The organism is Corallococcus terminator (genome assembly GCF_049194865.1).
In the GTDB taxonomy this organism is placed as follows: Bacteria; Myxococcota; Myxococcia; order Myxococcales; family Myxococcaceae; genus Myxococcus; species Myxococcus terminator_A.
Window position 1 is genome coordinate 69,040 of sequence record NZ_JBLZWL010000137.1, and the last position, 13,667, is coordinate 82,706.

The 13,667-nt window shown below is 69.5% G+C and carries 11 protein-coding genes and 1 pseudogene; 4 read left to right on the forward strand and 8 right to left on the reverse strand.

Annotated elements, in window-relative coordinates; all coding sequences use genetic code 11:
- Positions 1–5: 5 nt before the first annotated feature.
- Positions 6–755: a YebC/PmpR family DNA-binding transcriptional regulator gene (locus tag ACN469_RS41090; protein ID WP_498777450.1), complete on the reverse strand. Its 750-nt coding sequence runs from the start codon at positions 753–755 to the stop codon at positions 6–8.
- A gap of 57 nt (positions 756–812) precedes the next feature.
- On the reverse strand, positions 813–1,925 hold the full coding sequence (locus ACN469_RS41095; protein WP_498777452.1) for a response regulator: 1,113 nt from the start codon (positions 1,923–1,925) through the stop codon (positions 813–815).
- A gap of 105 nt (positions 1,926–2,030) precedes the next feature.
- On the opposite strand from ACN469_RS41095, the gene ACN469_RS41100 reads away from it, so the two are divergent.
- Positions 2,031–2,744, forward strand: a complete 714-nt coding sequence (locus tag ACN469_RS41100) for a hypothetical protein (RefSeq protein ID WP_498777454.1) — start codon at positions 2,031–2,033, stop codon at positions 2,742–2,744.
- 1 nt (position 2,745) lies between these two features.
- Here ACN469_RS41100 and ACN469_RS41105 read toward each other — a convergent pair whose 3' ends face one another.
- The 3 genes from ACN469_RS41105 to mutM form a co-directional block, all read right to left on the reverse strand.
- Complete coding sequence (locus ACN469_RS41105) at positions 2,746–4,119, reverse strand: sigma-54-dependent transcriptional regulator (RefSeq protein ID WP_498777456.1); 1,374 nt, start codon at positions 4,117–4,119, stop codon at positions 2,746–2,748.
- A gap of 9 nt (positions 4,120–4,128) precedes the next feature.
- Positions 4,129–4,371 carry a Rossmann-fold NAD(P)-binding domain-containing protein gene (locus ACN469_RS41110; RefSeq protein ID WP_163862342.1) on the reverse strand — a complete coding sequence of 81 codons (243 nt, stop codon included), beginning with the start codon at positions 4,369–4,371 and terminating at the stop codon, positions 4,129–4,131.
- 79 nt (positions 4,372–4,450) lie between these two features.
- A complete protein-coding gene (gene mutM, locus ACN469_RS41115; protein ID WP_498777458.1) occupies positions 4,451–5,305 on the reverse strand; it encodes a bifunctional DNA-formamidopyrimidine glycosylase/DNA-(apurinic or apyrimidinic site) lyase in 855 nt (284 codons plus the stop codon).
- A gap of 499 nt (positions 5,306–5,804) precedes the next feature.
- On the opposite strand from mutM, the gene ACN469_RS41120 reads away from it, so the two are divergent.
- Positions 5,805–8,051 (forward strand): S41 family peptidase, encoded by a 2,247-nt coding sequence (locus ACN469_RS41120; RefSeq protein WP_498777460.1) that lies wholly within the window; start codon positions 5,805–5,807, stop codon positions 8,049–8,051.
- A gap of 76 nt (positions 8,052–8,127) precedes the next feature.
- Here the strand turns inward: ACN469_RS41120 and rtcA are convergent, their stop codons facing one another.
- Complete coding sequence (rtcA, locus tag ACN469_RS41125; protein WP_498777462.1) at positions 8,128–9,144, reverse strand: RNA 3'-terminal phosphate cyclase; 1,017 nt, start codon at positions 9,142–9,144, stop codon at positions 8,128–8,130.
- A gap of 186 nt (positions 9,145–9,330) precedes the next feature.
- The gene (locus tag ACN469_RS41130) at positions 9,331–10,566 is read right to left on the reverse strand and encodes an RtcB family protein (protein ID WP_498777464.1); all 1,236 of its coding nucleotides are present in this window, start codon (positions 10,564–10,566) and stop codon (positions 9,331–9,333) included.
- Between the two features lie 144 nt (positions 10,567–10,710).
- Here ACN469_RS41130 and rtcR point away from each other — a divergent pair, with 144 nt between their 5' ends.
- The gene (rtcR, locus tag ACN469_RS41135; RefSeq protein ID WP_498777466.1) at positions 10,711–12,357 is read left to right on the forward strand and encodes an RNA repair transcriptional activator RtcR; all 1,647 of its coding nucleotides are present in this window, start codon (positions 10,711–10,713) and stop codon (positions 12,355–12,357) included.
- 127 nt (positions 12,358–12,484) lie between these two features.
- Positions 12,485–13,387, forward strand: a complete 903-nt coding sequence (locus tag ACN469_RS41140; RefSeq protein WP_498777468.1) for a hypothetical protein — start codon at positions 12,485–12,487, stop codon at positions 13,385–13,387.
- Positions 13,388–13,395: 8 nt separating this feature from the next.
- On the opposite strand, the pseudogene ACN469_RS41145 reads toward ACN469_RS41140, so the two are convergent.
- Positions 13,396–13,667, reverse strand: a pseudogene (locus tag ACN469_RS41145) (M24 family metallopeptidase); the annotation flags it as partial.

Genomic DNA, 13,667 nt, shown 5'->3' on the forward strand with positions numbered 1-13,667 from the left:
CACCGCTATTGCGACAGGGACTCCATCAGGGACTCGTCGATTTCAAAGTTCGCGTGCACGTTCTGCACGTCGTCGATGTCCTCGAGCGCGTCCATCAGCTTGAGCATCTTCTTCGCATTATCACCGTCGAGCTGGACGGTATTCTGCGGCAGGTACGCCCACTTCTGCTCGCCCAGCGGCAGGCCCCCGGACTCCAGGCCCGTGGCCACCGTGTGCAGGTCCGCCGGCGCGGTGCGCACCTCGAAGCCGTCCGCGCCCTGGGGCACGATGTCCTCGGCGCCCGCCTCCAGCGCCTTCTCCAGCACCGCGTCCTCGTCCGGGCCGGGCTTGACGGTGACGATTCCCTTCTTCTGGAACATCCAGGCCACCGCGCCCTCGGCTCCCAGGTTGCCGCCGTGGTGGCCGAACGTCGAGCGCACGTCGGCCGAGGTGCGGTTGCGGTTGTCGGTGACGCACTCGACGAGGACGGCGACGCCGCCGGGGCCGTAGCCCTCGTACATCACCTCTTCGTAGCGCTCCCCTTCCAGCTCGCCGGTGCCCTTCTTGATGGCACGCTCGACGGTGTCCTTGGGGATGTTGGCCTCACGGGCCAGGCCCAGCGCCACGCGCAGACGCGGATTGCCAGAGGGGTCTCCGCCTCCCAGTCGCGCGGAGACGGTGATCTCCTTCACGACCTTCGAGTAGAGCTTGCCCTTGGTCGCGCCCATCGCGGCCTTCTGGCGCTTGATCTTCGACCACCGATTGTGACCGGACATGGAAGGTGTCGCCTCTGGGCGGCCTTGTCTCCCAGCCCGGGGCGCGGAGTCAAACCTTCAGTCCGACTCCCCTTCCGACTCGGCCGACGCGGGCTCCACCGAGGGCGTGGGCTCGAAGAACCCGAGCGCTCCGGCCCCGCCGCGCGCCCGCTCACGCTCCTCGATGAAACACGCGGGCACCAGCACGCCCAGCGCGAACAGGCGCGTCGACGCCTCGTACGCCACCGCCTCCGGATAGCGGCACTCCAGCAGCACCGCGCGCACCGTGCGTCGGCCATCGAACAGGCGCACCACCTCGCCCACGTCCTCGGGCAGCGTGGGCAGCTCCTCCGCCAGCCGCGCGAAGTCCACCGTCAGCCGCGAGGCCAGCGGCAGGCCGCGCGCCCTCAGCGCCTCGAAGCGCTCCAGTGCCGGCAACACCATCTCGCACAGGTGGGCCCGGTCCATGGTGAACGAGCCCTTGTGCAGCTCCGGCCCCAGCGCCACCGCGTACGCGCCGCTGGCGAAGCCCAGCATGCGGCGGAACGCGAGGCTGCCGCGCTCGCCATGAAACATCGCATCCACCACCAGGCCATGGCGAAACGAGAACCAACCCTCGCCCTCCGCCAGGACGAGCCGCCCGGAGCGCACGCCCGACAGCAGCGCACGCGTCACCCGGGGAAGCGGCAGCCTCGCGGTGTGTGATTCGAACGTCGCCGCGCCCGTCGCGTGTCCCGACTTGAGCCGCGCGAGCGACACCACGTCCTCCACATCCACTGGACGCGTCAGGTAGTCATCCGCGCCCACGCCGCCGGCCAGGTCCCGGTGGAAGTCCTCCTCGCGCCGCGCCAGCAACAACACCGGCAGGTGCGCGGTGCGCTCGTCCGCGCGAATCTGTCCGCAGAGGCCAAAGCCATCACCGTCCGGCAGCTCCACCTCCGCGATGACCAACCTGGGCAGCGGCCCTTCCGGAGCCAGCGCCTCCAGCGCGGCCTGCGCCCCACCCACCAGCAGCGCCTCGAAGCCCGCCTCCACCAGTGCCGCCGCCAGCGCGGACTGCGCGACCGCATCCGAGTCCACCAGCAGTACCCGCGCCCGGCTCCGCCCCCCACGACGACGCGCGCCCACCTCCGACGGCACCGACGCCATCGGAGCATTGCGTGGGGGGAGCTGGGTAAGCGCGGCAGTCATGGATACCGAATTATTCCAGCGAAGCCCGATAGATTAGCAACCTGGACACAAGTCCTCGGAATCGTTGAGTTTCGGTAACAAACAGGTCGCGGTAGGGTGCGCCGCATGACGCGCTTGGTCTCTCCGTGGCTCCTGGTGTCCGCGATGTCGCTGGCCTCCGCCTCCGCTGCCCAGCAGGCGACGGCCGCGCAACCCGGAGAGGAGGGCCGCGTCACCGTCGAGCAGATGTCCGCCGCCTCCGAGGAGAACCCACACGGCGCGGTGATTGCGCCGGTGACGCTGCCGGCCGGGTCGACGGCGTTGTACGGCTACGCGGGCGCGCCGGAGATCGGCGTGGGCTTCCGGCAGGGCATCTCCAGCGTCGAGTTGGAGGCGCGCGCGCGGCTCAACTGGTTTCAGCTCTCCGCGGCGCTGGAGCTGGTGGGGCGGCTGAAGGTGCTGGAGCGAGGCTCGGTATCGCTGGCGCCGACGCTGGGGCTGGGCGTGGTGTTCAACTCCGGCTCCACGTACATGGACGACCAGAACTTCTCTGGCGTGCTGCTGCGACTGTCCCCGGGACTGGTGGCGGGCTGGAAGGTGGCCGAGACGGTGACGGTGCTGGGGCTGGTGGACCTGCCGCTGGACATCGGCATCTCGAAGTCGGAGCAGCGGCGCTTCCAGGCGCTCGGCGGTGGCGGCGTCGAGGTGTACCTGGGCAATAACGTGTCGGTGCTGCTCGCGGGACAGCTCGGCTCGAACACGTTCCGGGAGCGCGCGGGACTCACCGACACGCGGCTGGGCTGGGCGCTGAAGGCGGGCCTGGGCGCTCGCCTCTTCTGACTCACGTCAGCCCGAAGCGCTCCAGCTTCTTGAGCAGCCCCTGGCGAGACAACCCCAGGGCCTCCGCCGAGTGCGTGCGGTTGCCCCCGAAGCGCTTCAGCGCGTCCTCGATTTCGCGGCGCTCCAGCGCCTCCACCTTGGCGGCCAGCGTGGTGGCGCCCGGGGTGCTCGTGCGGGGCCGCTCGCTGCCCGTGAAGGACAGGTCCTCGGGCTGAAGCTCGCGGCGCTCTCCGGCCAGCACGGTGGCGCGCTGCATCTCGTGACGCAGCTCGCGCAGGTTGCCCGGCCAGCCGTGGGACGCGAGCGACTCCGCGGCGGCGTCTGACAGCAACCTCGCGCGGCCATCCGGGCACAGGTGCGCGCACTGGTTGAGGAAGTGCTTGGCCAGGAGCGGCAAGTCCGAGGCGCGATCGCGCAGCGGTGGCAGGCGAAGCTCCACGCCCTTCACGCGCCAGTAGAGGTCCTCGCGGAAGGTGCCTTCCTGGAGCATGCGCCCCAAGTCCCTGTGCGTCGCGGAGATGAGGCGGATGTCCACGTGCACGGGCAGGTCCGCGCCCACCGGCAGGATGTCGCCCGTCTCCAGCGCGCGCAGCACCTTGACCTGAAGCGACGGTGTCATGTCCCCCAGCTCATCCAGGAACAGGGTGCCGCCATCGGCCTCCGCGAAGAGGCCCCGGTGGTCTCTCGTCGCGCCGGTGAAGCTGCCCTTCACATGGCCGAAGAGGGCGCTCTCCAGCAGCGTCTCCGGGAGCGCGCCGCAGTTGACGGGGATGAAGGGGCCCGCGTGGCGCCGGCTCTTCTGGTGCACCAGGCGCGCGAGCAACTCCTTGCCGGTGCCATTCTCCCCGGTGACGAGCACGGGCAAGTCGCTGACGGCCACGCGCTCCGCCAGCGACAGGGCGGCGAGGAATGGAGCGCTCTGGCCCACCATGGCCGCGTCTCCCGAGGCCCGCTCCAGGGACGTGCGCAGCGCCTCCACCTGGCGCTCCAGTGCCACCCGAGCCAACGCGCGCTGCACCACGACGAGCAGCACATCCGGGTCCACGGGCTTGGTGAGGAAGTCATAGGCGCCCAGGCGAATCGCCTCCAGCGAGTGGCGCGTGTCGCCCGCTCCGGAGATGACGATGACCTTGGTGCCGGGCCGAGCGTCGAGCAGCGCGCCCAGTCCCGCGAGGCCCGCGGAGACGCTGCCATCCGGTGGCAGCATCAAGTCCAACAGGACGATGGGAAACGGCCTCGCGTCGAAGGCGGCGCGCGCGGTGGGACGGTCGCCCGCCTCCACCACCTCGTAGCCGGCGTCGCGCAGCAGGTTGCCGTAGACCTTGCGGAAGGCGGCGTCGTCGTCGACGAGCAACAGCGGATGGGCGGGCGCCATGAAATGAACTCAGTCCGGTAGAGGGGCCTGTCGCGGCGTGCCCAGAATCTCCAGGGTGCGCATCGCCACCTGGATGAGCGTCTGGGCGCACGGCTCGCAGCCTCCGCCACAGCACCGGGGCCAGCGGCCCTCGGGGTTGCGCAGCAGCGGGCGCACACAGGACTGGTAGTAGCTGGGCAGGCCCAGTTCCTCACTGGCGCGGGCCAGCGCGGAGTCGAGCGGCGACGGTGTGGACTCGGTGACGTCGGACACACCTGCTTCATAACAGCGGAGCGGGAGGGAGCGCAGCGGGGTAGCACGCGGGAGGCGATGGCCTCCTCCTGACGGGGGCTTACAGCAACAGGCCCTGCGTCGGCCCGGAGGGTGTTCCTGACTCGGGTTGGCACCGGGCACACCAGTGGGTGTTGCGACCTCCGACACGCGCGTGGGTGATGGGCGTGCCGCAGCCCGGACACGGCGCGCCGGTGCGCTCGAAGACATTGCGCCGGTGCCTCGCCTGTCCCTTCACCCCGAACAAGTCCCGCTGCGTGCCCCTCAGCGACAGGCCTTCTTCAAGCACCTCGCGCATGGCGCGATGCAGCCGCGTCAGCTCTTCTCGTGTGAGCGAGGTCGCCAGACGACGTGGGTCCAACCCCGCCTTCCACAGGCTCTCATCCGCGTCCCGATTTCCCATCCCCGCGATGACTCGCTGGCTGAGCAGCACGGTCTTGAGCGGACTCCGACGCCGTGACAGCCGACCCGCCAGGTGGTCCGAGGTGAAGTCCGCATCGAGCACCTCCGGCCCCAGCTCCTCCAGCTTCAGGCGTGTGGTCAGCTCGTCGGTACGGGCCACCGCCATGCGCGCGTAACCCAGCGTGTCCGTGAGCCAGAGTTCCTCGTCCGCGTCGAGCGTCAGGACCACCAGACTCTCGGGAGGACGCTCACCGCCCACGGGCCTCAGCGACAGCGAGCCCCAGAGCATGAAGTGGACCGCGAGCGTCTGCCCGTCCTCCAGCGACAAGAGGATGAACTTCGCCCGACGATGCGCACCCGTGATGCGCCGCCCCCGCAGCGCGGAGACAAACTCCGACGGCGACGGAAAGCGGACCGCCTCCGGGACGAGCACTTCCACGTCGATGATGCGTCGCCCGACGACGGCCTGTCGCAAGTCCCGGGCGATGATCTCAACTTCGGGAACCTCGGCCATCCCAGCGCATCTCCTCCATCCATTCACTGTCGCGCGGCCCACGCTCTCGCCAGTCTGGAGGACGTCACGCCCGTGTACTCGGCAGGACTCCAGACAAGCGCCGCACGGCCATCGCGAGGGCTCACCTCCTGCCTCAGCAAGCAGGAGACGGCATCACACGAGCCCTCCTTGTGTCTCGTCGCGAGCATGACGCGAGAGGCTCGTCACTCCAGCACCGCGTGGACGATGGGCCCCACAGTCCAGATGACCCGCGTGTGCCGTGCTGGAACGGCGCCAGGTGGACTCTCAACATCCCCGAGATGAAAGACGTCTCCATTCGCCATCCGGCAATCCCGGGTGAGTCACCCGCGCCCGGGGTGCCCTTCGTCGCGCGCCCCTGCGGGCTTGGGAATAGTTGTCACGCGATGCCGCTGCAAAAGGCCTGGCGATATTGCGCCAGCGAGCCTCGCGTTCCTTCGGCGACCTGATGAGCCATTCCGGCCTGGGTCTGGAGCTCCCCATGAACAAGTCGTTCCTCCGTCGAATCGTCGACGACGGCGCCACCCGTGCGCGTTCGTTCCGTCACCACCACGTCCTCACCGCCGGACTCCTCGCGCTGCTGGGAGGAAATGCCGGAGCACAGGCGCTCCCGCCCTCCGACGACTGGTGCGCAAATGGCCGTGCCGGTCCAGCGAGCGCGCTTCCCGCCCCCGTCGCGATGTCCGCCGCCCATGCGCAGGCGCGCTTCTTCGGCACGGGCCCCCACTATGTCCAGGCAGACCTCTCCCTGGTCGCGGCGCTCGAGGGAAACACGGTGGACTGGGACGCTGCCACCACGCACTACGCGGACGCGATGGAGTCCGTCTGTGCGCTGGAGGTCTCCTCGCAATCGCTGGCACCCGCCCGAGTCCTCGGCCTGGGGCCCATCGCGTTCATCCGTCCCGGCACGGGCCCGCTCACCCTTCCACGTCACACGCGCGCGGTGGTCATCGACCTGCGGAACCTCCCCCAGGACCCGCGACTGGAAGAGGCCCTGGCCCGAGCCATCGGTGTGGCCAGCAACGCGCCCGTCACCCGACTGACGGAGCGCGTCCGCTGGCACCTCGGAATGACGGACGAGATGTCGTACTACAACGTCTATCGGAACTTCATTGACGTGCGCACACCGGAGCCGCTCGCGGCGACAGGACACGCGCAACTTCCCGTCGCGTTGCTCACCGGGCCCTCGCTGGCACCGGCCGCCGCGCGCTTCGCCGTGGACCTGCGGATGGCTCAGCGCGCCTGGCTCGTCGGCGCCCCCGTCCACACGAGCGTCGCCGAGTCCCGGTGGATGCCCGTGAACGCCCGAGGACTGCTCATCCGGACCTCCAGGCTGGAGGACCCTCAGGGCGCGATTCCCGACGTCGTCGCAGCAGACCTGTCCTTGTCCACCCTGGGACTGAGTGGCGCCACCACGGACCTGCCCACCTCGGCGCGAGCGAGTTCCATCACGTCGTTGCTCGGCACGCCTGCCCCCGTGGACCGCACCGCGCCTGTCGTACGCAAGGCTCCGTCCGAGCGCATCGTGTTCGAGGAGACGCCTCCCCCCGGAGCCTCCTCCGGCATCGCCCGCGCCGACCTCGTCATCCTTCATGGCGCCACCCGCCTGTTCTTTCCCTACTTCCACGTGGTGGGTGACGGAATCGACGCACGGCTGCTGGAGACCCTGGCCCTGGTCGATGCCACGCCCGTCACCCGGAGTTCGCAGACGCACCGGCTCCTGCTGCGGTTCAACGAGGTGCTCAAGGATGGCCATGGCTTCGTTGATGACTGGAACTCCGATGCCCCCGCCGGCTACTTCCCCGTCGCCCTGGAAGAAGTCTCGGGAGAGCCCGTCATCCGCCGCTCCGCGCTGCCCGACGTCCACCCCGGAGACACACTGGTGAGCGTGGGAGGGACGCCGATGTCCGCGTGGCTCGCCGAGGAGAAGGCCCATGCCTCCGCCGCCACCCCGGGCTACCTGCATGACAAGGCAGCCAGACGACTCGTCGAGCTCCAGGGGCCCACCACCTTCGGGCTGCGCGCCGTGGATGGCAGGCTGCGCTCGGTGCAGGTGCAGCCTCAACCGAGGGCGGTACTGCGACAGGTGAGTGGGCCCGCGTCGCTGCGAGGCGCGGGCAGCCTCGCGGACCTCGGCGCCCCGGAGCTGCACTACCTCAACCTGGCCGGAGAGGTCCTCAACACGCCAGCCGCCTTCCAGGCAGCACTGGCAGGAGCGCAAGGCGCCCAGGGACTCGTGTTGGACATGCGCGGATATCCAAGCATCAGCACCTATCAGCTGGCGGAGCGCCTCATCACCACGCCGTTCCGCTCTCCCCTCTTCCGGTATCCACTCTGGACGGGGCCTGACACCCTCGAGATGTTCGAGGACTTCTATCCCTGGCAGCCGCGGTCGACCCCCTCCTACGCGGGCCCCATCGTCCTGCTGGTGGGCCCTCGGACCGGGTCGGCGGCGGAGAACTTCTCCATGATGATGAGGGATGCCCAGCGGGTGACGGTGGTGGGGCGGCGCAGCGCGGGGACGAACGGCAACATCACCTACCTGTTGCTGCCCGGTCTCATGTCTGCGTGCTTCACCGGAATGGAGGTCCTCTTCCAGAGCCGCGAAACCTTCCACGGCGTCGGCATCGTCCCCGACATCGAGGTGGCCCCCACCGCCTCGGACATCGCCACCGGAAGGGACGCGGAGCTGCTGCGCGCCATCGAGTACCTGCGCACCGGACAGTGACGACGTCCCCTGTCACGTGACGTGAGCGCGTCCTCCAGGTGCTGCCAGTACCTGGAGGACACGCTCGACGGATGGCTCAGCCGCGCACCACCACCTCGCGCACCTCGCGAGAAACCTCACGCACGTCCACCTTCACATCGAGGAAGTGCGCCATCGTCTCCAGCTGCGTCACCGAGTGTCCATCCAGCGGCAGCGTGCGGAACTCCCCGCCCCGCGCCAGCGCGAACAGCAGGAGCAGCTGGTCGCACAGGTGCTCGCCCACCGGGACTTCCGCATCCAGGTAGCGCTTCACCTCGCCGGCCACTTCCTCCGCGACGACTTCGGCGCGCTTGCCTCGCTCTCCGAAGCCCGTGAAGACCTCCGTGACGTGCTCGCTCTCCACCTCCACCACGAGCACGTTTCCAGGGCCCGTGGTGCGCTTGAGCTCCTCCACCCGCAGCTCGTCCGGACGCCACTTGAGCAGCGCGCCCGCCGTCTCCATCTCCCGCTTCGCCACGTCGAAGGGAATCATCGCCACCACCGCCTTCGCGTCACGGCGCAGCACCCGCCCTCGCTCCAGCAGCGAGAAGGGCTTCATCGGCCCGGGCCGCACGTCCACGCGGAACTTCCCACCACCCGCCGGGAAGAAGCCGGGACGCTCCAGCGTCGCCGTGACGTCCGGACCCAGCTTCCGCAGAATCGGCAGGTACGCGCGGGTGAGGAAGTCGAACGGCGGCGCCGCCGGGTTGTGCGTCCCACCTTCCAACATCAGCGTGGACGGCTCGGACGCGGCCAACAGCGCGGGCAATATCGTCTGAAACACCAGCGTCGCGCTGCCCGCCGTGCCCACCGCGAAGTGGTAGTTGCCCGCGGCCAGCGCGCGTGGACGGAACGTCAGCTCCTTCGAGCCCAGCTCCGCGCCGGACACCTCCGCCGCGCCCACCGCCTCGGCGGCCTTCACGCCCGTCAGGTGCTGTCGCAACAGGCCCGGCTTCGCGCGGCCCGCGCGGATGTTCGTCATCGTGAAAGGCGTCCCCGTCACCAGCGACAACGCCAGCGACGTGCGCAGCACCTGGCCGCCGCCCTCTCCCCTTGAACCATCGATGCGCAGCATGTGTCTCGTCTCCTGCTTTTCCCACGCCTCACGGCCCCACCCCGGCATTCTGACACCCTTCCCAAAATAGCGGCGCCCGCTCCCCCACCTCTGGCGGCCTTTCGGCCTCTTGGGGGGAACGGGCGCCTCGGTGTCGTCATCCCGGCATGGCCACCTCGCGTGTTGGGGGTTGTCGTTGTCCTTCGGCTACCCCTTCACACAGACGACCTGCTTCAACGTATGGACCACTTCGACCAGGTCCGCCTGCGCCGCCATCACCGCATCAATGGGCTTGTACGCCGCCGGAGTCTCGTCAATCACGTCCACGTCCTTGCGGCACTCCACGCCCGCCGTCGCCTTCGCGTGGTCTTCCAACGTGAAGCGCTTCTTCGCCGCCTCACGCGACATCACCCGGCCCGCGCCGTGGCTGCAGGAATGGAAGCTGTCCGCGTTTCCCTTCCCTCGGACGATGTACGAACGCGCCCCCATGCTGCCGGGGATGATGCCGAGGTCACCCTCGCGCGCCCGCACCGCGCCCTTGCGCGTCACGAAGCAGTTCTTCCCGAAGTGGTGCTCACGCGCCACGTAGTTGTGGTGGCAGTTCACCGCCGACTCAGACAGCGAGAACGGAGGCAGCTCACCGCTCAACTGCAGGGCATCCACCGCGCCTCGCAGCATCAGCTCGCGGTTCATCGCCGCGAAGTCCTGCGCCCAGCTCACCGCGAAGACGTAGTCATCGAAGTGCTCGGTCCCCTCCGGCAGGTACGCCAGGTCCGCGTCGGGGAGGTTGATATGCCACCGGCGCATATCCTCCTTCGCCAGCTCGATGAAGTAGCTGCCGATGCGGTTACCCACGCCACGCGAACCGGAGTGCAACATCAGCCACACGCCATCCGACTCGTCCAGGCACAGCTCGATGAAGTGGTTTCCCGTCCCGAGCGTACCCAGGTGCGCCAGCTCCGGCCCACGGCCGATGCGAGGGTGCTTGGCGACGATGCGGTCATACCCCTCCATCAACCGCGACCACACCTGCTGGTGCGAAGCCGGAGCCACGCGCCACGCGCCGACATCGTTGCGGCCCCCGTTGTCCGAGCGGCCATGCGGCACCGCCCGCTCGATGGCCGAGCGCACCCCACGCAGCGAGTCCGGGAGCTGGTCCGCGCGCAGCGTCGTGCGCACGGCGATCATCCCGCAGCCGATATCCACACCCACCGCCGCCGGCACCACCGCGCCCACCGTCGGGACGACGCTACCCACCGTCGCGCCGTAGCCGCGGTGCACGTCCGGCATCACCGCGACCCACTTGTGGATGAAGGGCAGGCCGCGCACGTTCCGGAGCTGCTTCTTGGCCTCGTCCTCGAACGGCACTCCCATCGTCCACGACTTGATGGGGCGGCCCGCCTCGTCCGACAGCACCTCGTAGCTCACCTTGTTGCGATCCATGGCCTTCACCTTTCGGTCGTTCGCCCAGGCTCTGCTTCCCGGGCACGGAGGGACGTAAAGCAGCCGCCATGCCAACCCTCGCTCCGAGGGAAGCGCCGCGAGACGGCTGGTCATCCCTATCCCTTGAGATAAAGTCCAATCCGAATGGCGAAGACACGGGCGAAGCAGACGGTGGTCCTGGGGATGCTCGGGACGACGCTGGACACGGGCCAGGGCCCCGGGCGTTGGACGAAGTGGCGGCCCACGGTGGCGCTGTGCCAGCAGGAGGACCTGGTCGTTCACCGGCTGGAGCTGCTGCACCCCACCGGTGCCACGGCGCTCGCGTCCACGCTGGTGGGCGACATCCGCCAGGTGTCTCCGGAGACGTCCGTGCGCGCCACGGTGCTGGACATCCGCAACCCGTGGGACCTGGAGGAGACCTACGGCGCGCTGCTCGACTACGTGCGCGCGTACCCCTTCAACCCGGAGGAGGAGGACTATCTCGTCCACATCACCACGGGCACGCACATCGCGCAGATCTGCATGTTCCTGCTGGTGGAGAGCCGGCTCATCCCCGGCCGGCTGGTGCAGCTCTCCCCCGCTGGCCGGGACAAGACGAGCACGGGCGCGGGCACACACACGCTCATCGACCTGGACCTGTCGCGCTACGACACGCTGGCCACGCGCTTCCAGCAGGAGCAGCGCGAGGGCCTGTCCTTCCTCAAGGCCGGCATCGACACGCGCAACGCCGCCTTCAACCGCATCATCGAGCGAATCGAGCAGGTGGCCACCCAGTCGCGGGCACCGCTGCTCATCACCGGCCCCACGGGCGCGGGCAAGTCGCAGCTCGCCCGGCGCATCTACACGCTCAAGAAGACTCGCGGCACCGTGAGCGGGCCGTTCGTGGACCTCAACTGCGCCACGCTGCGCGGCGACGGCGCCATGTCCGCGCTGTTCGGCCACGTGAAGGGCTCCTTCACCGGTGCGCTCCAGGACCGGCCCGGCTTGCTGAGACAAGCCCACGGCGGCGTGCTGTTCCTGGACGAGATTGGAGAGCTGGGCGCGGACGAGCAGGCCATGCTGCTGCGAGCGTTGGAGGACAAGCGCTTCCTGCCCGTGGGCTCGGACCGGGAGGTGGAGAGCGACTTCCAGCTCATCGCCGGCACCAATCGGGACTTGTTGGTGGACGTCGAGCAGGGGCGCTTCCGGGAGGACCTGCTCGCGCGCATCAACCTGTGGACCTTCCGACTGCCCGCCTTGCGCGAGCGGCCGGAGGACATCCCGCCCAATCTCCTCTACGAGCTGGACAAGGCCTCGGAGGCGATGGGCGCGCGCATCACTTTCAACAAGGAGGCCCAGGAGCGCTTCCTGCGCTTCGCCACCTCGCCCGACGCGCGGTGGTCGGGCAACTTCCGCGACCTCAACGCCGCGGTGCTGCGCATGGCCACGCTCGCGCCCGGAGGCCGCATCACCCGCGACGTGGTGGACGAGGAGCTGGAGCGGCTGCGCGCACAGTGGCGCACGGGCGGCTCTCGTCCCGGGCCCTTGCGGTCCTCGGGTGCCGGAGACCGCGTCGCCGAGGTGATGGGTGAGGAGCTGGCCCAGGAGCTGGACCGCTTCGACCGCGTGCAGCTCGCGGACGTGCTGGGGGTCTGCCAGGGCGTGCGCTCGCTGTCCGAAGCCGGACGCGTGCTGTTCTCCCAGTCCCGCGCGAAGAAGACGAGCGTCAACGACGCGGACCGCCTCAAGAAATACCTCGCGCGCTTCGGCCTCACCTGGGCCGACGTCAGCGGGACGGCGAGCCCGGACTGACGCGTCCGAGGGCGGCGCGGAAAAAAGCACGCGCATGCGTCAAGGGTGGTGACGCTCGGCGTCTTCATCGGTGTTCCACGAAGAAGGGGGGCCGTGAGCCGGACGGGCCTTCGACGGGACCACCGCCATGCCTACGCCTCACCGCACCCTCGTGCCTCGACGCTGGAGCGCCGCGTGGCTCATCGCCACCGCCCTGCTCCTGACCGGGATGCGCGCCGGGGCGCAGGTGCGCGAGCCCGACAACTTCCTCGCCACCTCCGTCTCCTTCTCCTCCGCGCCACGACTGCGGCACGTGTCCACGCGACACGTCTCGCCCACCCTCGCCGCCGGCTTCCGCGTCTCCGAGCACGGTCAGCTCCGGCTCGACTGGGGGCTGCCCTACACCGCGCTGAAGCCCGATGGCGGCGTGGAGGGGGCCACGAGCCACGTCGGCTCGTCCAACCTGCTCGTCGGCCTGCACCATGTCCGCACGTTCGCGGATGACAGCCTGTTCGTCCGCGTCGGCGCGGCAGTCACCCTGCCGCTGGCCCGACATGAGGACGCCGGCCTCACCGGCTCCCGGAGGGTCGAGACGGAGGGCGTCAACTACGCCACCGCCGCGGCCGTGCGCGGGCTGGCGGACCCGTGGCTGTGGGAGCTCGACACGACGTCCGCGGTGCTGCCCATGGCCGTGGGCGTGGACCTGCCCGGCTTCCAGCTCCGCGCCGACGTGGCGCTCGGCATGCTCATGCCCGTGTCCCGCTCCGCGCGCGACACCCACTTCGTCGCGCAGGCCAGCGTGGAGGCGTCGCTCGGGCTCGGAATGCTCGAGCCCGGCGTTCGGGCCCAGGTCGTCTCTCCCCATCTCACCGAGGCGACGTGGGAGGGAGAGGACTCGCAGCTCTCCCTGGAGCCCTTCGTCCGCGTGCGGCTCGGCCCCGCGTTCGCTCGGGCCGGCGTGCGCATCGACCTGGGCGCTCCCGAGTCGAGCCCCGCGCCCAGCGCCTCACGCATGTGGGCACTGGGCTTGGGGCTGGGCGTGGCCTTCTGAAGGCCCCGCTACTTGATGAGGTAGAAGGCTTCCTGACGCGGCACGAAGAACTTCCAGCCCTCCTGCGTGAGGTAGGCCGGGTCCTCCTCCATCACCGCCACCTTCTGGCCGTCCCACTCCGGCACCGGGGTGGACGTGTTCAGCTCGATGGCGATGTATGAGCCCTCTCGCAGCGGCTTCGGCGCGTCCTTGCGCGTCGACGAGCGGAAGTCGATGGAGGCCCCCAGCGCGTGGCCGTGGTTGCCCAGGGGATGGCTGTACACCTGCGCCTCGATGCCAC